Here is a 21,979-nt window from a genome sequence, read left to right as displayed (position 1 = left end):
TTTTATTTTGAGATGCAGGTCTACTTCTCAGTCAGTGACCAAGACCCATCCCACTGTTCCGGAGGGGGAGTTGTCAGCCAATGTTCACACCGCTTCATGTGCAGTAATGCTGCTTTATCCTGTTTGTCGATTTCCAGAACAGAAGCAAACTCAGCAACGGCAAAGGCGAATTTGCGATCCAAGTAATGCTTTCGTGCCAAGTGATAATGCTCAATCACTCGCTTTTTCTCATCTGAAATCTGGTCAGACTTCAGCCCAACGAGTTCGTAGACTGCAACAGGTTTGTTTTTGCCTTTGACTTTAATAAAGTCGAGTTCTCTTGCCCAAACGCGATCGGCACAAGGACGATAGGTGCTCTCACTAATTACAATATCGGTTCCATAGATTTTACTTGCACCTTCGAGCCGCGAACCGAGGTTCACACCGTCGCCGATCGCAGTAAATTCCATCCGCTTACTGCATCCGATGTTGCCACTAATCACGGTGTCAGAGTTGATACCAATGCCGATATCGATCGTTTGTTCATTGCGACCATGCCGCAATTTATTGAATGCGGCTAATCGCTGGCGCATTTCTAATGCGGTTTGAACTGCCATCCATTCGTGGTCATCCAAAGGCAAAGGCGAGCCAAACACCGCCATGATTGCATCGCCAATATATTTATCGAGAATGCCTTTGTGCATGAACACGGCTTCAACCATTGACTCGAAATACTGATTGAGCATTTCGACCACTTCTTCTGCTTTGAGCGTTTCGGTCAAGGTTGTATAGCTGCGAATGTCTGAAAACAGAACCGAGACATCTTTGCGATCGCCGCCCATTTTTGCAGCATCAGGATTTTCTAAAAGCTGTTCTGCGAGTTCCTGAGTCATGTAGCGATACATCGTACTTTTCAGCCGCTTTTCATCGCTAATGTCATCCATCACAATCAGCGCACCGGAGACTCGCTGAGCATCGGTCGCATCTGCGATCGTATTAATCGACAAGTTAATACTATGCTGCTCTTCGCCTCGAATCGGCTGCAAGGTCTGATCGGGATAGTACTGCTCTCGACTGCGAGCACTGATCGATTGATTAAACCAATGATAGAAACTACCTTTTTCGAGTTTGATTAACTTCGTAATTGCTTGTCCTTCGATCGCGTCTTCTTGCTCTAATCCCAGGAGTTTCTTGGCGCTGTCATTTGCCGCGATGATATTTCCTTCTTTGTCGGTTGAAATTACGCCATTGGTCAGCGATCTCAAAATGTCTCGCTGCATTTGCTCTTGCTGCTTCACTGTTTCAAACAGTTTGGCATTCTGTAGGGCAACCCCTGCCTGAATGTTGAAGGTTTCCATGAATTCCTGGTCGCTGCGGTTGAAGCTCGCTCTCCAACGCTCTGGAGCTTGAGGAAAATCTTCGGGGCTGTAAGGCGGGAATTCGCCTTTCTTCGTTTTATTGACGAGCTGCGTGACTCCAATTAATTCTCCGTCTGCGTTGCGAACGGGCATACAGAGCAGGCTACAGGTTCGATATCCGTTCGCTTGATCCGTTTTCTTAGCCGTCTCAGCGCCTTCTCGATTGTATAAATCAAACGGAATGTTGATGACTTCACCGGATGCCGCAACTTGTCCAGCAAATCCAACGCCGATCGGTAAGCGCAATTCTTTCATGGCTCCGTCAGCAGTGGGAATGCGTGTCCAAATTTCATTGCGATCGCGATCGATTAACCACAAAGTACTGCGATCGGCATTCATGAGCGCTTTCGCTTCGTCCATGACTCGTTTCAAAGTGTCATCAAGGTCTAAGCTACTTTGGCTGAGAGATTGAGTCGCTTTGATCAGGGCATTTGCTGCGCGTTGTTTTTGGGTGGCGAGATAGAACGATCGCGAAGATTCCAGAATTAGCCGAATCGATGGAGCGAATTCTCGGAAAACTTCTTCGTCATAGGTGGTGAAACCTTCTAGAGCAATGATTTCGTCAAGGGGAAGTGTGCGATCGCATTTTGGACGGAGTTTATTAATCAATTGCACGACTGCAACGAGGTTTCCCTGCTCGCCGAGCAAGGGCATTGTCAGCATTGTGTAGGTGCGATAGCCAGTTTTGTTGTATTGAATTTTGGCTTGCGTGGAGCGGGGATCGTCGAAAAAGTCGTAAGGGATATTGACGGGACGTTTGAACGTTGCAACTTCTCCAGCAATGCCTTGATCGGCGGGAAAGCGGATTTCATACGAGCGTCCTGATCCTTCATTCACGGTGGTATGAAGCTCATTTTTCTCCTCGTCGAGAAGATAGATCGTAGTGCGATCGGCGTTGAGCAGTTCTCCCGTTTTCGCTGTGATCGAATTGAGCATTTCTTCTAAAATCGCGTCGAACCCTTGCGCATCAAGCATGGAGAGGGTTTGATTGACGATTTTTAATTTGTGTTCGACTTCGTGAACAACTTCTTTGAATTTATCCTGGGTGAGAGGAGCAAGAAAAGACGAGAATTTACCTTTCGGCGCAAGTCCGCCTCCCGAAGTGACTGCAAGACTAGAGTCGAGTTTTGGAGAATTGACCGAGATTGTGATGGTCTGAGGATCTTTTTGCAGTGAACGGGGCTGGTCGGGCAGATGCGAAGAAAGGGAAGTCATAGTCGGTGCAGGATTCAGTTAAAGGGACTTATAACAGGCACATTGAATTGAGCACTCAATGAACCTACGCAATCTGAAAGAGCAAAACGGTCGAACCGATCCGTAGACTTCTTCCAGAGTTCCCTAAAGCTGAAGTTTTGATGCTGTAAGCTCAAGTTTTCTTGACCGAGTCAGATTGGGCAGACTAAGCAACTGAACTCTAAAAAGACTGAATTTATTTATGCAGAGAGGGATTTTGAGGACTTGGAAAGACGATCGAGGATTTGGCTTTATTGAATCCAGTGTGGGTAAGCGACGGATCTTTCTACACATCACAGCAATTCGAGAAAGTTCTTACCGTCCTCAAGTTGGAGATGTAATTTACTTTCATCTTGAACGAGACGAACAAGGAAGATTACGCGCCTCTAACGCTTGGTTCGAGACAGATAGACCGAAACCTCCAATCCAATCTCCGGTCGTGTCAAAAAAAGCACCTAAATACCAAAGTTCATTTTCACCTGCACCCGCTTTGCTCTCGATTCTGCCAATGTGGGGAGCGTTCGATTTTATGTTCAGAACTCGCAATGCGTTTCCAGCGTTAGCTTACATAGCGCTTGGAATTCTGACATTTCTGCTGTACCGCGAAGATAAAAATCGCGCTGTCTCAAAAGCGTGGAGAATTCCAGAGGCTCAGTTGCATCTGTCCGAATTGTTTGGCGGCTGGATTGGGGCACTAGTCGCGCAGCAAGTTTTTCGACATAAAACTCGTAAAACTTCTTATCAATTGGTGTTTTGCTCGATCGTTGCTCTGCATTCGATCTTCTGGTTCGACTGGCTCTTTCTAGGAAGAAACCTGGCTAAATCATTTATGTAGGAATATTTAATCGAGCGTTATTGCATCCGTATTCTCACACTAGCTTTCCTCTTGGTTTTCAGGAGGAGATTCAGGTTCAGGCAGTTCTAACTTCTCAAGTGGGGCTTCGGGTTGCGTGAGTTCAAGGGCTTCTTTTTCCTCGATCGCTAGTTCAAACTCCGCCGCTTGTGCTTCCGGTAATGCTTTTTCAACTTGAGCAGGCAACTCTAACGGCTCAGGTTTCGCGAGTTCAGGCAACGCGACCAACGGTTTCTCGACTTCTTTGACCGTAATCGGAATCTGTAGCGGTTTGAGTTCTTCGACCCAACAAGACGCGATCGGTAAAGTTTGATCTAAATCGTCTAACGCACGCGGAATCACCATGACAGAATGCAGTTCTCCAACTCGCTCCGCTTCTTGCATTCCAACATCAACTGCCATCGCGACATTTGCAACCGTTCCACGCACGATCGCAGTACACAGACCATCTCCGATCGTGTGATATGCAGTCAACGTCACATCTGCCGATTTCAGCATTGCATCAGCTGCGGCTACCATCGCTGGAAAACCACGGGTTTCAAGCAATCCGACCGCCATGTTGCGAAATTGGCTTGTGCCTTGATTGCCGATCATCGCTGCGAGTTTGCTGCCGATCGGTAAAACTGCATCTAAATTTGGCATCGGGCGAGGAATGACGATCGTCGAAACCTTCATGCCAAATTGCTCCACCAAATCGGCTCCGACTTCAACGGCAAGTCGTACATCGGAGATTCCCCCGCGAACCACAGCAGTACAGTAGCCACCACCAATCATTTCGTAACCGACAAGCGTCACCCCGGAAGACTTTAACATCATGTCAGCCGTACCCACGATCGCGGGGAAGCTTTGGGTCGAAACGAGACCAAGGGCTGAGTCAACGTAGGGATCTTGGCGGTTCATGGGCACTGAGGCAACAATATCACTCTCATCTTAACGTTACGAATGATTTAAAACGATTCGGGGTTGAGTTTTCCCATTTCCCAAGTAGTGTACGTTCCGATCGGACTCCAGATTAAGTATGGCAGCAGTAAAAGCCCGGCAGTAGTTGAAACTGGGAAAACCAGAACCGCAAGGAATAAGCCGAGCAGAAATCCAAGTCCACCTATGATCGTGCCGTTTCGCAAACTATGAGTCCACAACAAGACAGGAGAATAGGCAACGATTACAGCTTCAACCAGAATATAAAGTGCCATGGTCTGCCAGCTTTGGGTCATTTCCCAAACAATGTAGGCTGACCATGCGCCACAGATAAATACAATTGTCCAGATTAACGGAATTGCTTTTTCAAAGGTCAGCCATCTTGGACGCTGTAAGCGATTGAACCATTTGACATCTTTGGGGCGGAGAAAGCTGCTCCCTAACGCAATCAAAAATGTGACCCCACCAATGACTAACCACGAAGGAAGCATAATTTCTCGCTCTAAATCTATTCGATTAGTATTGTGTCAGAGGCGAGACCCAGAGAACTCGATCGTGAGAGTGAATTCTGTTTGCTCACTCGAATGCGATCGACTTGTTCTCCCTGAAGCTCCGATATCTAGGAGATTCAGGGAAGAGATTTTAGCAATTACAAATGAATGTAATTTATCGAACCCCTGGATTAGCCGAAGCTCGTGGCGCTAAATTCGCCAATCTCGATTGCAAGTCAGGAGTCAGAATCAGTTGATCAACGGCATGAATCGTCCCGTTTTCAGCCGAGATATCTGCTCCAAGCACACGAGCATTCCCAACGGTCAAAGCGCCTGCACCACCTTGAGCCGTCAGCGGATTGCCTGCAAGCGATCGCACTTGTTTTGTCGCTAAATCACTCGATGAAACTTTCCCTCGCACGACGTGATTTTCCAGCACTTGCGCTAACACAGCCCGATTTTCGGGTTGGACTAACGCCTTAAAAGTTTCAGCCGGAATTGCTGCTAATGCTTCATCCGTCGGAGCAAATACCGTGTAGTCAGAACTTCCTGCAAATTGTCCAGCGAACGTTCCTTGGGATTCTGCCACCCGTAAGAGCGCATTGAACAATTCAAATGAGCGATTGGTACGGACAATTTGATCGATCGACTGATTTTCTGAACCTGAGAAAGCAGAGGAATTCGTTCCAGTGTTACCTGTCGGCGAGGATTCACCCGTGGGTCGATTTGCAGGAGTGACGACACCGGGAACACTTTGATTTTGATCGCCCGGAAGATTCTGATTTGGGGAAGTGTTAGGAGCACTTTCGCGATCGTTGGAGGGAGTCGTTTCGCTGTTCGGGGCAGTTTGAACTGGCGGAACACCTGTATCGCGATTGGCGGGAGGAGGAGATTGGGGAGCGTTCGCTGGTGTATTCGCAGGGCTAGGAGTGAAATCGCTTTGCGCTAATGAAGGTAAGGCAATACCGAAACTAAAACTGAGGATGCCAGCCGTTAGAAACTTAAGAGATGGTTTCATTGTTAGTAATTTTGAACACTTCGCTTCATACCCTAAGCAAGAATTCGCACGTTTTCGTCCCCCCAATGAACTACGCCGATCCTCTTAATTAAGACTGTGCGATCGTGAATATTTAACCCGACTCTAGAACGATTACAGTAAGATCAAATCACTGAATTACAAGATATCTATGACGACTGATACTGTTGTTCGGCTATTACAAAAAAGTTTTCGAGTGACGCTTGGCGCAACCGCTTCACTCGTCGAAATCCTGCAAGATCCTCAAAGACGGGAAGCAAATTTAACGAAACTCAAGACTGATCTAGAAGAACTGACGCAGGAATGGGCAGAGAAAGGGGAAGTGACCGAGATCGAAGCTCGGAACTATGTTGATAATTTCATTGCTCAAAAACGCAGTGAAATGAGTTCTGCATCGACAACAGTGCCCACAACCGCAACCGAGGTTAAACCTGCATCACCTGAAGTTCAACTTGAATTACAAGAGCTAACCGCACAGTTAGCCGCGATTCGGGCGGAAATCGAAAGATTGAGAACGGAAGAACATCGGTAGTTTTTTGTGAGATGTTTGGGGATTGATTTAGCCTGGAGTGCAAATCCGAGCGGTTTGTGCTGCTTGGAATTTGTCAATCAGGAATTGGTTGTGTGTGATCTGCGTCGGGAAACTACGATCGCTGATATTTTCGATTGGCTCGATCGCTATTGTCCGACTGATGGAATTGTTGCAGTTGATGCTCCCACCCTGATTCCAAATCAAACCGGGAGCCGCGTTCCCGATCGCTTAACGCACAAGTATTTTGGCAAATATCATGCGGGAGCTTATCCGGCGAATTTAGGTTTAGCATTTGTCGATCGCACTTTAGAAGTCGGTCTAAGTTTAGAAGCGCGCGGATTTGAACATGCGCCAACGATTAAAGCTCAAGTGCCCGGACGCTATCAGATCGAAGTGTTTCCGCATCCAGCTATGGTTCATTTGTTTGGGTTAAATCAGATTCTGAAATACAAAAAAGGAGCGATCTCCGATCGCAAACTGGGATTAGCAAAATTCAGACAATTGATCTTAGATAAATTACCGAATATAGAACCGCGATTAAACATTACAACGCTGCCTGAAATTCCAACTAAAGGCACTGATCTCAAAGCATTAGAAGACCAACTGGATAGTTTGATCTGTGCTTATGTTGCTGCGTATTGGTGGTATTGGGGAACTGAAAAGAATTTAGTTTTGGGCGATCGAGAATCGGGCTATATTGTAGTACCTACAGCCATTTGAGTTATGTTTGCTGCATTGGTGCGATCGCGAAAAATCTGTCTCGGTTTAATGGGATTCGGAGTACTGCACTTAGGTTTGATCACATTGGGACTACCGAGTTGGCAATGTCCGATTCGACATGGGTTAGGGGTGCCTTGTCCGGGATGTGGATTGTCTCGCGCAACGATCGCGCTGATGCAGGGACACGTTCATCATGCGCTAGAAATTCATGCGTTTGCACCGATCGTGTTGCTCAGTGGCGGATTGATAATCAGTGCGATCGTGTTACCTCACTCAAAACGCTCAACACTCGTTCAACTCTTGGAGCAATTAGACTATCGGCATCGTTTGACGATTCTATTAGCAGGGAGTTTCTTAGGCTATTGGTTAGCTCGATTGTTGTTTTCTAGAGACGCACTTTATCAGCTCGTTATGTAACAAATTAGACATACAGCAACATACGCTCTGAAACTACATCAAATTTCTCTCGGCGATGATGAAGTAGTTTAAACAACACGGTCAAGTTAGCACTTATATGGTTTTATTACTAAATAGTTTGCTTGAGGAGCGTGTGAATGGAACCTTTAATCGGGCTAATTGCCATTGTTGCGTCGATTACAAGTTTGGTGTGTTTGATTCTTGTTCTGATCAAACTCTTTCCTGATAAGGGTGTGGGTTGGGGAATCTTCGGGATTATTTGCGGGATTTATACATTCATTTGGGGCTGGCAGAACGTCGATCGCCACAACCTCAAAAACATCATGATCATTTGGTCAGTCGCGATCGCTGCGAATATTCTCATCCGTATTCTGGCGCGCGGTACTTGAGGACAGTAATTCTCAACTTGAAGTTAAGGGGGAAGGTCTGCCCCTTTTTTTGTTGCTAGGATGAGTCACACGGATTCCAGAGGAAGAATTAAGTGATGCTCGAACTGGCAAATACACTTTCCACATCATTACAGGGTCAGACCATCCAAAATCGAGTTCGCGAAGTTGGAATTAACCCAAATTATTGGTACGCCGTCTCCTGGGCGCATGATTTGAGAGTCGGAAAAATTTTACCGATCCGCATTTGGAATCAATCGATCGCGCTGTATCGTGATTCTCAAAACCAAGTGCAAGCCGTCGAAAATGTCTGTCCCCACAAAGGCGTTGCGATGGATAAAGGCAAAGTGCAAGGCGATGCGATCGTCTGTGGCTACCACGGCTGGGAATTCAACGGACAAGGCGAATGTGTTGGAATTCCCTACTGGAATCAAGGGCAAAAGCTTCCCTGCGCTCAGATGAAACCCTTTGCCGTTCAGGAAAAATATGGCTTGATTTGGATTTTCCCCGGCGATCGCGCTTTAGCTGCAACCCAGTCCCCTCCTCAAATCCCTGAATACGACGATCCGAATTGTCTGATGATTCCGCTTGGGGCTGCGTTCAAAGCCCACTTCTCGATTTGCAACGAAAACACGATGGATGTCTTTCATGGCTACCTCCATCAAAATTTACAAGGCTGGTTTGATCCTGTCCTGATCAAGCTTGGCGAAACTGAAGAATCGATCCTTGCGGAGTACCGGGTTTCTTATCGCGGGTTTCTCACAAAGCTACTTGGATTTAGCAAAGATGGCGGCATTACAACCAAGACAATTTCGATCGATTATCAGTATCCAAATTACATTAATAAACTCGAAAACGTCTCCTCACTCTACTTGATGCGACTGCCCATCTCCCGAACCGAGAGTCGATCATTTGCATTGTTCTTTTTGCGACTTCCGATACCAACCTGGTTGCTCAATCCACTCCGTCGAGCATTGCAGCCGCTAATCTTACATCTATTGTTCTTGCCATTCCTGCATCAAGATATTGAAATGATCGAATCCGAGCAGGAAAACTATCTCAAAGATCCTCAGCGCCGCTATGTTGAAGTGAATCCCGCGATTATTGCCATTCAGAGATTGATTGTGAAGCAGTACGATCGCTATCGGAACACCGATCAATAACAATTTTCTCCTTTCATTGCAAAGTACTGCGATCGCGTGAAATTCGATTTAAATCCTTCTACATTAACAAGGAGCCTCTGAATTTTGTAGCGATCGTAGCCATCTCTAACTTGGGTCGGTTGCAACAAAATAGGCAACAGCGTAAATCGATCGTATAGTCCATTTTCCAACACTCCATATGAGACACCAAGCATTGACTTTCACAAATTGGCGGCGTGGGATCGTCGCCATGATGTTAGCGATCGCCTTATTCATTAGCGGCTGCACAGCAAAAGAACCTTCTCGTTTTGCAGAAGCCCAGAAGGAAAGTAACCAACCCGGTGTCGTTGCAGTCAAGAAAGATGCAACCCAAGGCAGCCAATTTAACAAGTATTTCCCGAAACCGGGTGCAGGATATGAACGGGTTTATACCCAAGAGAAAAAAGGATTTGCTGAAGCCAAATTGAAGAAAGACGGCAAGGATCTAGCAATGTTGTCGATCTCGGATACTTCCAGCCTGCCAGCAGCAGCAGCAAAGTATCAAAACACAACTGAGAAGATTAACGGCTTCCCCGCCATGACGATGGGAAATACCCAAACGGGAGTCTTGGTTGGCAAGTATCAAGTTAAAGTGCTATCGCGTGATCCTGCCTTTACGAAAGCCGATCGCGAACAGTGGATCTCGAAATTCGATCTCAAAGGACTCTCTCAGCTAAAAAGCTAAAACGAGCCTTGCTTCTGAAATTTTCATCATAGGTTGTTTATGAGTAAACCGATTTTTGAACTGGTAGACGAACTTCCCACCGGGGGCACGACGGTCAAGGCTTTACATGCACTGGACTTTCTCGTTCCTGGACAATGGCAGAATCTCACTGGGTTCACCAATACCATTCGCGTTGTCACAGGCGAAACCGACGAGAGCATGATTCAAGCGATCGGGGAACGCGCTGTGTATCTCTACAACGACGAATCCCAAGGCTATCAGCGGGCAATGTGGCTTTACCAAACAGTCGATAATGCCGCAGGTGCGCTAGGAGCGGCAGCGCTGGCAAATAAAGTCGGTCAAGATATCTCTTTCTTGGGTTTTTTGAGCAATCTCACCCCGAAACCCGAAAAGGCTCAAAGCATCGACCTCTGCGTCAAACTTGTCGTCGAACTCGTTGCCTTCTGCCAAATTAATGGAATTCCAGGCGACAGCATTGGAGATTTTCTCGCGTCTTTAGGAGACTACAGCGGCGAATCGCTGATGCGGATGGCGGCATTAGTCAGCTTTGACGGATTGATTCCTTTAGGGGGCGATTTTATCCAGAAGGGGCTGTCTACGATTAGCAATACCACCCCTCAAGAATTGGAGAAGAATCAATCCTTCAGCAGCGTCCAATCTTTGATCCCTGGCAATGATGCGGCTGGCAAACTGGGATTTATTGGACAGAGTTTTGATTCGGTGAAAGGTTGGATGGGCGATTTTGTCTCTTCCCGCAATTTGAGCCAGCAAACCCTACTTGATCGCGTTCGGGGGGTTGTAGACGTTTCTGCTGACAAACTCGACTATGTGGGCGCATTTCTCGATGTTGCCGTGAAATACTACACCCACACGGGAACGCAAACTCTTGCACGCCGTCTCGTAGAACGGGCAGTCGCAGAAATCTAGGGGATTGACTTCCTCAGAAACGGCGATCGCACACTGAATTGCGATCGCTGTTTTTTTTGGATTTCTATGAGTCCTGATAAGCTGTTATCACGTCTTAATAATTTGAGACATGCCAATCAGAATTGCGCCTGATTTATGAGCGAAATTCATCATAGGCAAATATACTGTTGAGTCAGAAGCAAATTGCGAACGTCATGCAGGTGAGAGGAGTAAACTGTGCAAGTTGTTAAGGAATATGTGCGGCGTTGGTATGAAAGTGAACTCGACCCGGATGAGTATCTCTGTCATCAACGCCAGGGAAACATGGTGGAAATTGAGGAGGCTGAAACCGGGAAACGACGCACAGTTCTAACGTTTTGCACGAACGATGTGCTGGGCTTGACTCAAAATGAAGCGGTGAAGCAGGCTGCGATCGATTCGATTTTTCAATACGGCACGTCAAACAGTTCAACTTCGGTGTTGAGTGGTCGCATCGATTTGCACCGCCAGCTTGAAGATGAGGTCTCGAAATTTAAGCATTTGCCTCATACGCAGCTTTTTCTGAATGCTTGGATGGGAATGCAAGCGTTGATGGATGCGTTTTGCCATTTAGCGATTCCGGTTCCAGGGTTTGAACATACTCGTGAAACTCTGATCATGACCGATGTGCTGAATCACGGCTGTATCGTGTCCGCTCTGGCTCATGCGGGAACTCGCTCTGGGAAACTTTTCGGCTATAGTCCTAGAGTTCGAGTGAAGGCGTTTCGCCATTGCGATATGGAAGATTTGGCGCGCAAGTTAAAGCGCTATGCTCAACCGGGCGATCGCATTATGGTCGTGTCGGATGCAGTATTTTCAATGGATGGCGATATTGCTCCATTGCCAGAGATGATCGAGATTTTGTCGAATTATCCCGATAGTACGCTGCTGATGGACGAAGCGCACGCAACAGGCGCGCTCGGTAAGACAGGACGCGGAATTTATGAGCATTTTGGCTTGAAGCCACAAGATGCGATCGATCGCGGGATTAATCCGTTAATTCTCTCGACGTTTGCAAAATTCGGCGCTTCAGTAGGAGCGGCAATCAGTACGCATGTGGCGGAGTTGAAGCCGTTGATGAACTGTTCGCCGACTTCGATCGGGACTTGTTCTTTGGCTCCACCTTTGACGGCTGCTGCGTTGCAGAGTTTCCGGGAAGTCCAGAAGGAGCCTGAGTTGGTTTCGCGGTTGCAAGAAAGCACGCGGTATTTGCGATCGCGCTTGGCGGCTCAGGGATTTGAAGCGATCGGGGAAACGAATGTGGTTCCAGTCTTGCTTCCGCCTGAGATGAATCCGAAGATGTATGCGCGGGAGTTGCTCGATTTGGGAATTTGGGTGTCTCCGATCTGGTTTATTGCGAAGCCAAGAATTCGGATTACCGTGAATGCGCTGCATACTCGCGAGGAGATGGATCAACTCGTCGCTGGAATGGTGAAAGTGCGGGAGATGATGTACAAGCAAGAAGCTGCAACGATTAGCGCTTAGTTCAAAATTCTTGCAACGATTAAGCCCCCTAGTTTTTCTAAAGACTGGGGGGCTTAGTTTTTGAATGATTTCAATCAATTCGGCTCCTGGGAGCACGAGTGGATCACACTCTACTTGGCTTTTTTACTTTTTCTAACATTTGCTGCGCAACTTGTACCGAGGGAGGCTTGCCATACTGCAATTTTAGGTTTTGCAGGGCACGGTTGGCGGCTTTTGTCACACTACCTGACGGACTCCGCAACGCTTGTTCCAGATACGGCAGAACTTCCTGAGATCGAATCGTTCCTAACGATTGAACCGCATACACCCGAACTTTCACATCAGAATCATTGGTCAGTTTACCAAGCACCGGAATCGATCGCTCAACATCCCCCCGCATCGGATGAGCGCTGACAATCCGACCTAACGAGGTTGCAACGTGACTCCGCACGATCGCATCCGAATGCGTCGCATACTGCATGAGTTTTGCCAGATGCTTCAGGTCTTTCGATTGCCCCCAAGCCAGGATCTCTTGCGTCAAATCTTCGAGCTTGCCATCATTCGGGCGTTTCGGGTCTTGAATCGTCGGCGGAATCATCACCTCAGCAACTTCGGCTCTCGGTTCAAGCAACTCCTGCCGAACCGGATCTTGAATCACCGGAGGAAGAATGATGTCTTCAACTTCATCTCTCGGCTCGATCACATTATCAACGTCGATCGCTGGCGCTACGGGTTCAGAAATTAGCTCACTCACGGATTCCTCAGCCACAGTCGATTCAGGCTCAGAAATTGGCTCATTCACGGATTCCTCAGCCACCTCAGCCACAGTTGATTCAGGCTGAGATTCCGTCACTTCTGGAACACTCGGTTCAGGAATCGATTCTTCAGGAGCTTCAGAGACGACAGATTCAGGCTCCACTGATTCTGAAACCACAGGTTTAGGCGGTTCTGGAGGACTGGGTTCACTCACAGTTGGTTGAGTGATCAATTCGATCTCATCCTCTTGCTTGGTCGATTTCTCAAATCGAGCCACCCCAAAAATCACGCCGCTAATCACTGCCATGAAAGTCGCGATCGCAATTAAACTCTGAACCATAACCCCAATCCTTGCAATTCAGCCTTAATATTTTGTCTTATATAGGCACAATTGCTGGATTTTTTAACATGTCTGAATGGTTAGAGCATACGGTTCAAGTCGAAGTCGAACAGCCGATTGACCGAGTTTGGCAGCTTTGGGCAGATGTAGAGCAGCTTCCCAATTGGATGAATTGGATTACCTCGGTGCAAGTTTTAGAGAATCAGCCCGAACTCTCACGCTGGACGCTCTCAACCGCAGGATTGCAATTTAGCTGGAAGTCGAAAATTACCAAACAAATTCCCAATCAAATTATTCAATGGGAATCGATCGATGGTTTGCCCAATCGCGGAGCCATTCGATTTTACGATCGCGCAACCAGTACAATTGTAAAAATGACCATTTCCTATGCAGTGCCTGAATTGCTCGCGCGGGTGATGAATACACCCTTTGTCGGTCGTTTTGTGGAATCGACCATTCAGGCAGACCTCGATCGATTTCGAGACTATGCCATGCGTTAGCCGCGATTGCGTTCTAACAGAATCATCATCATCAAACTCAACAAAATTTGAGCCTGTTCGCGATCGCTGATTTGATCGACTTGATGAATGATAAATTTACGCGACCAGAACGTCGGGCGCTTAGATAATTTCATCACCGTTCCTGCACCCGGACGGTTCACAAGATAGGTCGGGTTGAACAAGTAACCCGTGAAAAAGTTGCCGAAAGGTAACTCAGACAACAATGAGTCGATCACCTTAATCCAAGGATTTTCTTCTTCGATCGTGAACACAATTTGATCACCATCAAACACATCAAAATGCGCCTTCCAAATCGATCGCAATCCCCGACGCTTGACGGCTCCAACGACCATGCCGCTGGGATCTGAGAAGTTATAGCGGGCTGAAAAATCGATAATTCGATCGGCTTTAATCGTGAAGAGTTCTTGCGATCGCTGGGTATCAGCGAAGACGTTGATCACTTCCTTGAGGCGGAAGAGTTGCTGACGCACATAGAAATAGGGGTTTCCTTGAGCGTCAGCGATCGTCATTTGAGGAGTCAGCGACCAGAATTTGAACGTTAGTTCTAAAGGGTATTGCATATTCAAAGATTGAGAAGACTGTGCCTAGTGTCCCCAAATTTCTCGATTCAAATCATTGAAAACCGTGCGGCTGAGATTTTCTCAAATCTAGAGAATAAATTACTAGGTCGTACCTTTGAACAATCCCTGCGGACGGAACAACAACACCAGCACCATAATAAACAAAGCAAATCCCAGTTTGTATTGAGCCGTAAAAATGCGCGTATTGACGATCACATCGACGATCGGATTTCCAGCCCAAGGCGTTAACAAATCCGAAATTCCCGCACCAACTTCTTGAGCAATCCCAATCACCAAACCGCCCGCGATCGCACCGTACGGATTGCCAATGCCCCCCAAAATCACCGACGCAAACAACGGCAAAATCAAGAACCATCCCATATTCGGACGCACCGCCTCAACCAGCCCCAACATACTTCCGCCCAATGCCGTCATACTGCCTGCAATCACCCAAGTCCAGATCACGACTTGATCAACATTGATTCCCGTCACTCGTGCTAAATCCAAATCATCCGCGACTGCCCGCATTGCCTTGCCGATTTTGGTGTTTTGCAACAGATAGTGCAATCCGGCAATAGCAACGATCGCTAATAAGATCACTAATATCCGGTTAAACGAGAGCGTAATTCCCAGAAACGATAAGGCTGGATTCACGGCAAGATTGTATCGTTGATTCCCACCGCCCCAAAACAAAATAATGCCGTTGCGAATAAATAACGCCAGCCCGATCGAAATAATAATCAAGGTAGTCGCTGTGGCGCGTTTCTGTCGCATCGGTTCCCAGAGTAGCTTTTCGCAAATCAGGGTGACTCCAACAGTCGCGATCGACGAAAGAATCATGGCAATCCAAATATTGATGCCGAACGCATTCAATAACAGCGTGAAGTAGGCTCCCATCGTCATGAAATCGCCATGTGCGAAATTCGATAAACGCAGAATCCCATACGTCAGCGTCAGACCAACCGCAGACAGGGCGATAATACTTCCAACCGAGATTCCGTTGACAATTAATTGAGCCAATTGAGCAAAAAACGCATCCATTCGCGGCACTGATAACGCAATAACGCTAGATTGTGCCTGAATTAGGTGGCTTTGGAAAGCGTTCTGAAAAATTGGCAATAAAAAAGCAGTCCCTACCCGGTTTGGACTGCCCTTGTGTTAGACGATGAGCTTCTCAATCTGCTCATATCATGCCGTCTCAAAACGGCATTCACATCATCCTTAAGACTGATGAGAATGGGCATCAGTGGGAAGCTTGTATCGCAGCGATCGCAATTGCAGCAGGATAGATTTGATGTTCCTGTGCATGAATGCGAGCCTGCAATGCTTCGACGGTATCGTCTTCGAGTACAGGAACAGCGGCTTGTATGATAATTTTGCCGCTATCGACTTCTGGAACCACCAAATGAACCGTGCAGCCTGTGATCTTAACTTCTGCCTCTAGGGCTTGATGAACCGCTCGATTTCCTTTAAAGCTCGGCAACAAACTCGGATGAATGTTCAAAATCCGATTCGGAAAAGCATTGATCAATACAGGCGTAACAATCCGCATCCAGCCTGCCATAATCACCCATTCGACTTGATGATCTTTCAACGTGTTGACGATCGCTTGATCGAGGTCTTCTCGACTGTCGAATTCTCGATGATTCAGCAAAACGGATGAAACGCTGAATCGGTTGGCACGTTCAGCAACTTTGGCATCGGGATTGTTATAAATCACGACTTGAATGTCTGCATTCAAGTGCCCATCTTGGATCGATTGTGCGATCGCTTCAAAATTACTCCCACTGCCTGAAGCCATCACGCCTAATTTCAGCCGTGGGTGCGGTGGGAATTCAGAATGGTCAGGAGAAATCAGCGTAGCCATGAGAGCCATCTCGGAAAGTAGCGTCTCAGTTTACCGTGGTTGTTGCGATCGTATCTAGAAACAATTTCTTAAAACTTCACCGCTTCTGAACCAATGCCGCAGACCGCTCGACTATCATTTGGCGCAAAAGGAGACCCCAGACGTGGAAGGGGTGGAGCAAATAAGGATGGACGAATAGACTGACAAACCGTAGTCGTTGCAAAATCAATTTTACGCTCAGTGCCTGTGACGACCACACTGATATAGCTCTTGAGATTGGCTTTTTTAGGACGAGCAATGATCGTGATTTGCTTCGGCTGAGTTTGAAGCTGATAGCGGTAGTTTGCAGTATTGTTCGTCGGCAATCCCAATTCTTCTAATGTCGTTGGAAATTTGCCAGATTCAACCGTCGAGAACAATGCGGATTGAGCTAACGCCTGCATCACGATGCGTCCTTCTGCTTCAGAAGATTGTGCAGCTTGAGTAAATTTTGCAGCATCTAACGGCTCGATCGCTCGATCGCTGACTTTCTGCATTTTGGTCTGATCGGTGAACTTTGTCGGACGTGGTTTTCCTGGATTCGTATCGCTCATTTGAATCTGCAGCGTTTGCGGATCAGGAAAATCCGCGATCGTCAAAACGGGTTCTTTCGCATCCGGAATCGTGATATCCAGATGCATCGGCTTTGTCGTTGCATCGACTTTATAGTTTACGGTCGTGCCTGCAAGCACAGTCGGCTCAGCGCCATTCATTCCAAATACCATAACGAGCTTCCCTTCTGGGGAAAATAAAAAGCTCATCGGATATTTGTCGTTAAATGTGCCTTGCCAGCGTCCAGCGATCGACGAAGGTTGCACAGCTTCTGTGGTCGGCAGAGCCATTACACTTTGCGAGATCAAAACGACACCGATCAATCCACTCATCCAGCCTATTGTTTTCATCATTCTTTTTCCCTAAACCGTTGCCTGCCCCCATCTGCGGAGGTCTCGATAGCCTTCCCGTTGCAGATTTTCCTCTGAACGGGCTTTGCCATCCAGATTGTACTTTCTGTAACCAACTCCGACCGGAAAATCCATCGCGACCCAAAGCTACAGAAGCAGTGTTTTAAAGGAATTGGATTGCGAAGTCAATCTAGAAGTTTTCGAGACTGTGATTTTTTCGTTAAAACGGCGGTTTTGTCTTCCACCGAGTTTTTTCGTTCCGAATCCAAATATATGAGCATACTATACGGAGATATTTTGATGTGATTATTTACATCCGTACATCAGTGCATGGAAGGAGTATTACAATGCTCAATCTAGCTCTTCTAAATCAACGAGGATTGCGTCTTCTAACGGGTCGTAAGACTTGCGAAGATCTGTGTGTCAAGCAATGGACTCTTTCTCCTTCAAAGAAGTTTTTCTCTCCTTCAGCGATCTATTTAGACGGGGAATTACATAAGGTGACGGGTGTTCAAGAAGACACAACTTACACTGCTGAACTGCAAAGAGTTCAAGAGGGTGTGAAGGAATATGCGGCGACTATCGTATACCAATTGCAGGATGTGACAATTTACGATGGGTATATGTACAAAGGGGCAATGAAGTATCCGCTCACAACCGCTAAGGAATCCTTTTTTAGATCAGGGGAACTAGAAAATATTCCTGAAGCTGCCCTAGCCTGTACTTTTGTCGGCAATCTATATTTTGGTCATTGGGTCAGAGATGATTTAACCTTGACCTTGGCAGCGCAACAGTTTGCACAAGCGGTCAGAACCGCTCAAAAATTAACGAATCATCAACAGGAATATAGCCATCTTCTTAACATTCACAGTACTCCAGTGAGTAAAGCCAGAATTAAGGAATTGACCATTTTTGAAGATTTTGGACAAAATCAATATAAACGTGAACGGTATGAATACATCCGCTCTAAGTTCAGCAGCTTGTCTTCCCATCAAACGGTTGAAGGAGTCATGTTGCTGCGCGGAAATCCTAGAGTCCAGCGACTCTTAGTCAATGAGAATCAGATCGCAGAATTCCTCAGAAATCAAGGTTTTATCATTGTCGATCCTGAAAAAACCTCTGCAACTGAGATTGTTCGCCAAACTCTGGGTGCGAAAATCGTGGTTGGAGTTGAAGGGAGCCAATTGGCACATGGATTATTCACGCTGAGGGAATCCGGGGTAATTTTAACGCTGCAACCTCCTTATCGATTTAACAACGTCTATAAGGAATGTGCAGATTGCCTAGGACTCAAATATAGTTTTGTGGTTGGCAACCAGGTGGCAAATGGATTTGAAATTAACCTAGAAGACTTAGCCAGAACTCTTGATATGATTAGTGCTCGGAGTTAAATAAGCTATAAGACTCAAGATTGAAAGCATCGCACTCAGCGCGAATCCAGCCAATGTTTTGCATTGTCTAACTTCTGTCTTAAAGTAGTCCTATTCATTGGCTCGATCGTTATGCGTTTACCCCTTAACGCCAAAATTCCTAGTGATTCCAGATTTTCACGCCTGCTCGATCGAGATACAGTTGCAGCCTGGGTTTTCCTTGCTCCTGCATTGATTTTGCTCGGAATTTTCGTGCTGTATCCCATTGCATATTTATTTTTTCTGAGCTTTACGACCGATAGCTTTACACGAGCAGGAATGCGCTGGATTGGATTGCGAAATTATTGGCGATTGCTGCTCAGTCCCGATTTTTGGCAAGTTTTGGGGAATACGGTTTACTTTACGATCGCAACAGTTATTCCAAGTCTAGTTCTACCGTTGGGATTAGCTGTGTTGCTAAATCAATCCATTGCGCTGCGAGGATTGCTCAGAGCCGCTTATTTCATTCCTTCGATTACTTCACTTGTTGCAGTCGGTTTAGGATTTCGCTGGCTCTTTCAAACCGATGGAATCGTGAATGATGGGTTAGCAGCGTTAAATATTCCTGCGATTCCTTGGTTGCAAGATACATTTTGGGCAATGCCTGTGCTGATTCTGCTGAGCATTTGGAAGCAGATTGGATTCAATATGGTCGTGTTTTTGGCGGGATTGCAGACGATTCCGATCAGTCGATATGAAGCGGCGGAACTCGATGGAGCTAATGCTTGGCAGCAGTTTCGCTATGTGACTTTGCCAGGATTGCGTCCCACGATCGTATTTGTCACAGTCACCACGGCAATTTTCACGCTGCGAAGCTTTGAGCAGGTTTATGTGATCACAGGCGGTGGTCCCATGAATTCCACCAACTTGCTCGTTTACTTTATTTACGATCAGGCGTTCGCTCAATTTGATTTTGGCTATGCAGCGGCAGCGGCAACAATTCTGCTGATTGTGGCGTTGCTGTTGGTCTATTGGCAACTGCGATCGCTGCGTGAAGCGGAGCGACCGAATGAGGAGTGAAGTTGCTGAAGATTGTGAATCGATCGTCAATCGCTTTGATGTTGCGAAGTAGGGAGTGGGGAGAAACCAGATGCAGATTGCTCCCTAGCTCCCTATCAGATTGATTGGTGTGAACGATTCAATTAAGCGTCGGGAAACGTCTGCTTAAATTCGTCAATCAAAATATCCATTTCTTCGAGTGCTTGATTGACATCAATCCGCAACGTGCCTAAATTCGGTTGCTCCATCAGTTTCAGCAATGATTCTCGCTTACCTTCGATCAGTTTTATCCGTTCTTTAATTGTTTCTGCGTCCATTCCCGAAGCTCCTATTTATCGATCGTGTTCAATTGTTAAGCATTCTTCAATTTTAGTCAGATTTGCGAGAAAACGGGCAATTCCCGATGGGTTCTAACTTTGCGTATTTCTACCTTTTGGTAGATTAAATTTGTCTAAAAAAATACACCGAATCTTTATATAAAGCGTTAGGAGAAATCCGGTTGGCGGGTAAAGTAATGTGTACTGTCCCGATAGTATCCTCCTCCAAATAATTGGTATGACTAGAAAAAAACACCCCCCGGTCTGGATTGTCGTGTTAGTCTGTAGCGCTGCTGGTGTTGTGTTGGGCGGGTCTGCAAGTTGGGCAGATAGCAATCAGTGTATGCAGGAAAAAGTTGTTACTGATCAATGTCTGACTCAAGATCCGTTGAAGAAAACGAGTGAAGGAATGATTGCTGGAATGGTAGCGGGAGCGGGAGCCGCAGTAGGTGCAACTTGGAGCCAACGCAAGCGATCGCAAGAATAAAATTTTTCCAATTTATTGCCGCTCAAATTCTCCCGCTCATAGGAGATTTGGGCGGCTTCTCTGATTTGTAATCGGATCGCGCGATCGCCATCGAATTCATATTTGAGCGCAATCGAGATTCAAACCAGAGTCCAGCTACGATAGCGCTTACGCCACAGACAACGCAGACTAGAGATTTCATGAAAACTGTCGTGTCATACTCCAGCAATCGACTCACAATCTGCAAACCCAATAAGAGAATTCCAAACCAAAACGCGCGACGTTTTCCATTGCTTAAACTGGTTCGCACAGATCCAAGCGCAAGTCCAATCAGTAGCACATTGAAGAGAATGGGCGCAAAAATCGGCAAGGGCTGAATCCGCAGATGCCAGAAGTTTACGATCGTACTCAATCCAATGCTGAATCCAATTCCGATGGTATTGAAATTCATCGATCTGACGTTCCTCAGCATATACAGCCATTGTCCGATCGCAATTCCTGCAAACAAAACAACACTCGGCAGCGATCTCCATTCTGGAATTCTGGTGTACCACGTCAGACTGCCATTCCAGACCCAATGAAACGAAAACCAGAAGAACAATCCGCCGAGAAATAACACGGCAAGTTGACGCGCGATCGGTTGAAATGATTTGCCAGAACTCCAAAGCGAATCATCATACGACCACAGCAATGCCGCTGGAAGAATACTCAGGAGCGCAGGTAAAACACTTGCTTTTGTGACAATTGCCGCTAAGCTGCTCAACAATGCAGAATGAATCGCGATCGCGCTGAGTAAAAAAATCGCTCTCGATCGACACCAATACGCCAACGGCAAAAACAGAATGGCAGACACGATCGGCATTTGCAATCCGATCATTTCGATGCCCGTGGGACTGAAATAAATTTGACTCCAACTTGTCCAGTAGCCAATTCCGATTAAAGCGATCGCCAAAATTCCTAATCCCTTGAGTCTTAAACCGTAAGCGATCGCTAAACATCCAATTCCCCAACCCAAAAATAGAGCAAATCCAGTCACGTACTGCGCCAGATTTGCCCCCAATGCAACTGCGCCAAAGAGCAGCAATATTTCCCCAAATCGCTGATACTTCGAGCGTTTCCAGAGTGCCAGTCCACCGCCATTCAGCCCAAAGAAGAGTCCGAGTAACAGCACGCTTCTGCCGAGGTGCGAAATCCCGTTCCAGTTTGCAACAATGAACGTGACGACACCAATTCCAATAAAACTCAACCCTAATCCTAATAAGACTAGAGTGAAGCGACCTGCGTGATCGACTTGATCGAACTGATAGCGATCGCTGAGTTTTTGAAATTGCGACTCGGAGATGTCACCATTCGCTCTCCAGTGCTGCGCCTCTTGCCGCAACTGCCGCCGAAATTTTTCAGAATGCATAAACCAATCGAGAAGAGTCAAACAAACCGGGGAAATACGGGGGCTTCTCTCAGGTGAGGCGACCTGATCTCAGTAATCTCCTCAGATTATGGCATTTGAGAAATCGGGGTGGGGAAACTTTATGCGATCGTTAACATCGCAAATCTCGCAAACGCCCA

At 46.7% G+C, this 21,979-nt stretch carries 25 protein-coding genes; 13 read left to right on the top strand and 12 right to left on the bottom strand.

Features of this window, described 5'->3' with window-relative positions; translation table 11 throughout:
• Positions 1–20: 20 nt before the first annotated feature.
• Positions 21–2,612 (bottom strand): adenylate/guanylate cyclase domain-containing protein, encoded by a 2,592-nt coding sequence (locus J0L70_RS12830; protein WP_190647709.1) that lies wholly within the window; start codon positions 2,610–2,612, stop codon positions 21–23.
• 220 nt (positions 2,613–2,832) lie between these two features.
• Between J0L70_RS12830 and J0L70_RS12825 the strand changes: the two genes are divergently transcribed.
• A complete protein-coding gene (locus J0L70_RS12825; RefSeq protein ID WP_017287204.1) occupies positions 2,833–3,465 on the top strand; it encodes a DUF1294 domain-containing protein in 633 nt (210 codons plus the stop codon).
• A 39-nt stretch (positions 3,466–3,504) separates the two neighbouring features.
• Here the strand turns inward: J0L70_RS12825 and ccmO are convergent, their stop codons facing one another.
• The 3 genes from ccmO to J0L70_RS12810 form a co-directional block, all read right to left on the bottom strand.
• On the bottom strand, positions 3,505–4,383 hold the full coding sequence (gene ccmO, locus J0L70_RS12820) for a beta-carboxysome assembly protein CcmO (RefSeq protein ID WP_287454856.1): 879 nt from the start codon (positions 4,381–4,383) through the stop codon (positions 3,505–3,507).
• A 47-nt stretch (positions 4,384–4,430) separates the two neighbouring features.
• Complete coding sequence (locus J0L70_RS12815; RefSeq protein WP_268241984.1) at positions 4,431–4,892, bottom strand: TspO/MBR family protein; 462 nt, start codon at positions 4,890–4,892, stop codon at positions 4,431–4,433.
• 175 nt (positions 4,893–5,067) lie between these two features.
• Entirely contained in the window at positions 5,068–5,910 is an 843-nt protein-coding gene (locus J0L70_RS12810) for a fasciclin domain-containing protein (RefSeq protein WP_287454855.1), read from the bottom strand.
• A gap of 169 nt (positions 5,911–6,079) precedes the next feature.
• Here J0L70_RS12810 and J0L70_RS12805 point away from each other — a divergent pair, with 169 nt between their 5' ends.
• From J0L70_RS12805 to J0L70_RS12785, 5 genes are all read left to right on the top strand, one after another.
• Positions 6,080–6,460, top strand: coding sequence for a hypothetical protein (locus tag J0L70_RS12805; protein ID WP_017287200.1), 381 nt, complete (start codon positions 6,080–6,082; stop codon positions 6,458–6,460).
• A 6-nt stretch (positions 6,461–6,466) separates the two neighbouring features.
• On the top strand, positions 6,467–7,180 hold the full coding sequence (locus J0L70_RS12800) for a DUF429 domain-containing protein (RefSeq protein ID WP_287454852.1): 714 nt from the start codon (positions 6,467–6,469) through the stop codon (positions 7,178–7,180).
• Positions 7,181–7,183: 3 nt separating this feature from the next.
• Positions 7,184–7,597, top strand: a complete 414-nt coding sequence (locus J0L70_RS12795; RefSeq protein WP_017287198.1) for a DUF2752 domain-containing protein — start codon at positions 7,184–7,186, stop codon at positions 7,595–7,597.
• A 137-nt stretch (positions 7,598–7,734) separates the two neighbouring features.
• Positions 7,735–7,986, top strand: a complete 252-nt coding sequence (locus J0L70_RS12790; RefSeq protein WP_190647697.1) for a forkhead box protein — start codon at positions 7,735–7,737, stop codon at positions 7,984–7,986.
• A 95-nt stretch (positions 7,987–8,081) separates the two neighbouring features.
• The gene (locus J0L70_RS12785) at positions 8,082–9,146 is read left to right on the top strand and encodes an aromatic ring-hydroxylating dioxygenase subunit alpha (RefSeq protein WP_287454850.1); all 1,065 of its coding nucleotides are present in this window, start codon (positions 8,082–8,084) and stop codon (positions 9,144–9,146) included.
• Here the strand turns inward: J0L70_RS12785 and J0L70_RS12780 are convergent.
• Positions 9,140–9,340 carry a hypothetical protein gene (locus tag J0L70_RS12780; protein ID WP_287454849.1) on the bottom strand — a complete coding sequence of 67 codons (201 nt, stop codon included), beginning with the start codon at positions 9,338–9,340 and terminating at the stop codon, positions 9,140–9,142. The genes J0L70_RS12785 and J0L70_RS12780 overlap by 7 nt on opposite strands.
• Between J0L70_RS12780 and J0L70_RS12775 the strand changes: the two genes are divergently transcribed.
• From J0L70_RS12775 to J0L70_RS12765, 3 genes are all read left to right on the top strand, one after another.
• Positions 9,340–9,849, top strand: coding sequence for a hypothetical protein (locus J0L70_RS12775; protein ID WP_239741306.1), 510 nt, complete (start codon positions 9,340–9,342; stop codon positions 9,847–9,849). The genes J0L70_RS12780 and J0L70_RS12775 overlap by 1 nt on opposite strands.
• A gap of 39 nt (positions 9,850–9,888) precedes the next feature.
• On the top strand, positions 9,889–10,776 hold the full coding sequence (locus J0L70_RS12770; RefSeq protein WP_017287193.1) for a hypothetical protein: 888 nt from the start codon (positions 9,889–9,891) through the stop codon (positions 10,774–10,776).
• A gap of 216 nt (positions 10,777–10,992) precedes the next feature.
• A complete protein-coding gene (locus J0L70_RS12765; RefSeq protein ID WP_017287192.1) occupies positions 10,993–12,279 on the top strand; it encodes an aminotransferase class I/II-fold pyridoxal phosphate-dependent enzyme in 1,287 nt (428 codons plus the stop codon).
• 103 nt (positions 12,280–12,382) lie between these two features.
• Here J0L70_RS12765 and J0L70_RS12760 read toward each other — a convergent pair whose 3' ends face one another.
• The gene (locus tag J0L70_RS12760; RefSeq protein ID WP_287454846.1) at positions 12,383–13,354 is read right to left on the bottom strand and encodes a HEAT repeat domain-containing protein; all 972 of its coding nucleotides are present in this window, start codon (positions 13,352–13,354) and stop codon (positions 12,383–12,385) included.
• 68 nt (positions 13,355–13,422) lie between these two features.
• Here J0L70_RS12760 and J0L70_RS12755 point away from each other — a divergent pair, with 68 nt between their 5' ends.
• Complete coding sequence (locus J0L70_RS12755) at positions 13,423–13,854, top strand: SRPBCC family protein (protein WP_017287190.1); 432 nt, start codon at positions 13,423–13,425, stop codon at positions 13,852–13,854.
• Here the strand turns inward: J0L70_RS12755 and J0L70_RS12750 are convergent.
• The 4 genes from J0L70_RS12750 to J0L70_RS12735 form a co-directional block, all read right to left on the bottom strand.
• Complete coding sequence (locus J0L70_RS12750) at positions 13,851–14,435, bottom strand: LURP-one-related family protein (RefSeq protein WP_017287189.1); 585 nt, start codon at positions 14,433–14,435, stop codon at positions 13,851–13,853. The two genes, J0L70_RS12755 and J0L70_RS12750, sit on opposite strands and share 4 nt — an antisense overlap.
• A gap of 102 nt (positions 14,436–14,537) precedes the next feature.
• Entirely contained in the window at positions 14,538–15,476 is a 939-nt protein-coding gene (locus tag J0L70_RS12745) for a branched-chain amino acid ABC transporter permease (RefSeq protein ID WP_017287188.1), read from the bottom strand.
• 202 nt (positions 15,477–15,678) lie between these two features.
• Positions 15,679–16,302 carry a phosphoribosylglycinamide formyltransferase gene (gene purN / locus J0L70_RS12740; RefSeq protein WP_225885708.1) on the bottom strand — a complete coding sequence of 208 codons (624 nt, stop codon included), beginning with the start codon at positions 16,300–16,302 and terminating at the stop codon, positions 15,679–15,681.
• A gap of 68 nt (positions 16,303–16,370) precedes the next feature.
• Complete coding sequence (locus J0L70_RS12735) at positions 16,371–17,225, bottom strand: type IV pilin-like G/H family protein (RefSeq protein ID WP_287454845.1); 855 nt, start codon at positions 17,223–17,225, stop codon at positions 16,371–16,373.
• 344 nt (positions 17,226–17,569) lie between these two features.
• Here J0L70_RS12735 and J0L70_RS12730 point away from each other — a divergent pair, with 344 nt between their 5' ends.
• Together J0L70_RS12730 and J0L70_RS12725 are read left to right on the top strand one after the other, a co-directional pair.
• A complete protein-coding gene (locus J0L70_RS12730) occupies positions 17,570–18,613 on the top strand; it encodes a glycosyltransferase 61 family protein (protein WP_287454844.1) in 1,044 nt (347 codons plus the stop codon).
• 111 nt (positions 18,614–18,724) lie between these two features.
• Positions 18,725–19,651, top strand: coding sequence for a carbohydrate ABC transporter permease (locus J0L70_RS12725; protein WP_287454842.1), 927 nt, complete (start codon positions 18,725–18,727; stop codon positions 19,649–19,651).
• Between the two features lie 122 nt (positions 19,652–19,773).
• On the opposite strand, the gene J0L70_RS12720 is transcribed toward J0L70_RS12725, so the two are convergent.
• Positions 19,774–19,947 carry a hypothetical protein gene (locus J0L70_RS12720; RefSeq protein WP_017287183.1) on the bottom strand — a complete coding sequence of 58 codons (174 nt, stop codon included), beginning with the start codon at positions 19,945–19,947 and terminating at the stop codon, positions 19,774–19,776.
• A gap of 238 nt (positions 19,948–20,185) precedes the next feature.
• On the opposite strand from J0L70_RS12720, the gene J0L70_RS12715 reads away from it, so the two are divergent.
• Complete coding sequence (locus J0L70_RS12715; RefSeq protein WP_036044499.1) at positions 20,186–20,434, top strand: hypothetical protein; 249 nt, start codon at positions 20,186–20,188, stop codon at positions 20,432–20,434.
• Positions 20,435–20,456: 22 nt separating this feature from the next.
• On the opposite strand, the gene J0L70_RS12710 is transcribed toward J0L70_RS12715, so the two are convergent.
• The gene (locus J0L70_RS12710) at positions 20,457–21,821 is read right to left on the bottom strand and encodes a DUF2157 domain-containing protein (protein WP_287454840.1); all 1,365 of its coding nucleotides are present in this window, start codon (positions 21,819–21,821) and stop codon (positions 20,457–20,459) included.
• Positions 21,822–21,979: the final 158 nt, after the last annotated feature.

This window comes from Leptolyngbya sp. UWPOB_LEPTO1 (assembly GCF_017302695.1).
Taxonomy (GTDB): domain Bacteria; phylum Cyanobacteriota; class Cyanobacteriia; order Leptolyngbyales; family Leptolyngbyaceae; genus Leptolyngbya; species Leptolyngbya boryana.
This window is presented reverse-complemented; position numbering and strand designations above follow the sequence as displayed.

Coding starts and splice junctions, on each gene's coding strand:
- J0L70_RS12815 (WP_268241984.1), bottom strand. CDS start 4,892: ATGCTTCCTTCGTGGTTAGTCATTGGTGGGGTCACATTTTTGATTGCG.
- J0L70_RS12730 (WP_287454844.1), top strand. CDS start 17,570: ATGCTCAATCTAGCTCTTCTAAATCAACGAGGATTGCGTCTTCTAACG.
- J0L70_RS12710 (WP_287454840.1), bottom strand. CDS start 21,821: ATGCATTCTGAAAAATTTCGGCGGCAGTTGCGGCAAGAGGCGCAGCAC.
- J0L70_RS12715 (WP_036044499.1), top strand. CDS start 20,186: ATGACTAGAAAAAAACACCCCCCGGTCTGGATTGTCGTGTTAGTCTGT.
- J0L70_RS12805 (WP_017287200.1), top strand. CDS start 6,080: ATGACGACTGATACTGTTGTTCGGCTATTACAAAAAAGTTTTCGAGTG.
- J0L70_RS12795 (WP_017287198.1), top strand. CDS start 7,184: ATGTTTGCTGCATTGGTGCGATCGCGAAAAATCTGTCTCGGTTTAATG.
- ccmO (WP_287454856.1), bottom strand. CDS start 4,383: ATGAACCGCCAAGATCCCTACGTTGACTCAGCCCTTGGTCTCGTTTCG.
- J0L70_RS12755 (WP_017287190.1), top strand. CDS start 13,423: ATGTCTGAATGGTTAGAGCATACGGTTCAAGTCGAAGTCGAACAGCCG.
- J0L70_RS12760 (WP_287454846.1), bottom strand. CDS start 13,354: ATGGTTCAGAGTTTAATTGCGATCGCGACTTTCATGGCAGTGATTAGC.
- J0L70_RS12810 (WP_287454855.1), bottom strand. CDS start 5,910: ATGAAACCATCTCTTAAGTTTCTAACGGCTGGCATCCTCAGTTTTAGT.
- J0L70_RS12725 (WP_287454842.1), top strand. CDS start 18,725: ATGCGTTTACCCCTTAACGCCAAAATTCCTAGTGATTCCAGATTTTCA.
- J0L70_RS12825 (WP_017287204.1), top strand. CDS start 2,833: ATGCAGAGAGGGATTTTGAGGACTTGGAAAGACGATCGAGGATTTGGC.
- purN (WP_225885708.1), bottom strand. CDS start 16,302: ATGGCTACGCTGATTTCTCCTGACCATTCTGAATTCCCACCGCACCCA.
- J0L70_RS12785 (WP_287454850.1), top strand. CDS start 8,082: ATGCTCGAACTGGCAAATACACTTTCCACATCATTACAGGGTCAGACC.
- J0L70_RS12780 (WP_287454849.1), bottom strand. CDS start 9,340: ATGCTTGGTGTCTCATATGGAGTGTTGGAAAATGGACTATACGATCGA.
- J0L70_RS12745 (WP_017287188.1), bottom strand. CDS start 15,476: ATGGATGCGTTTTTTGCTCAATTGGCTCAATTAATTGTCAACGGAATC.
- J0L70_RS12720 (WP_017287183.1), bottom strand. CDS start 19,947: ATGGACGCAGAAACAATTAAAGAACGGATAAAACTGATCGAAGGTAAG.
- J0L70_RS12830 (WP_190647709.1), bottom strand. CDS start 2,612: ATGACTTCCCTTTCTTCGCATCTGCCCGACCAGCCCCGTTCACTGCAA.
- J0L70_RS12790 (WP_190647697.1), top strand. CDS start 7,735: ATGGAACCTTTAATCGGGCTAATTGCCATTGTTGCGTCGATTACAAGT.
- J0L70_RS12750 (WP_017287189.1), bottom strand. CDS start 14,435: ATGCAATACCCTTTAGAACTAACGTTCAAATTCTGGTCGCTGACTCCT.
- J0L70_RS12735 (WP_287454845.1), bottom strand. CDS start 17,225: ATGATGAAAACAATAGGCTGGATGAGTGGATTGATCGGTGTCGTTTTG.
- J0L70_RS12770 (WP_017287193.1), top strand. CDS start 9,889: ATGAGTAAACCGATTTTTGAACTGGTAGACGAACTTCCCACCGGGGGC.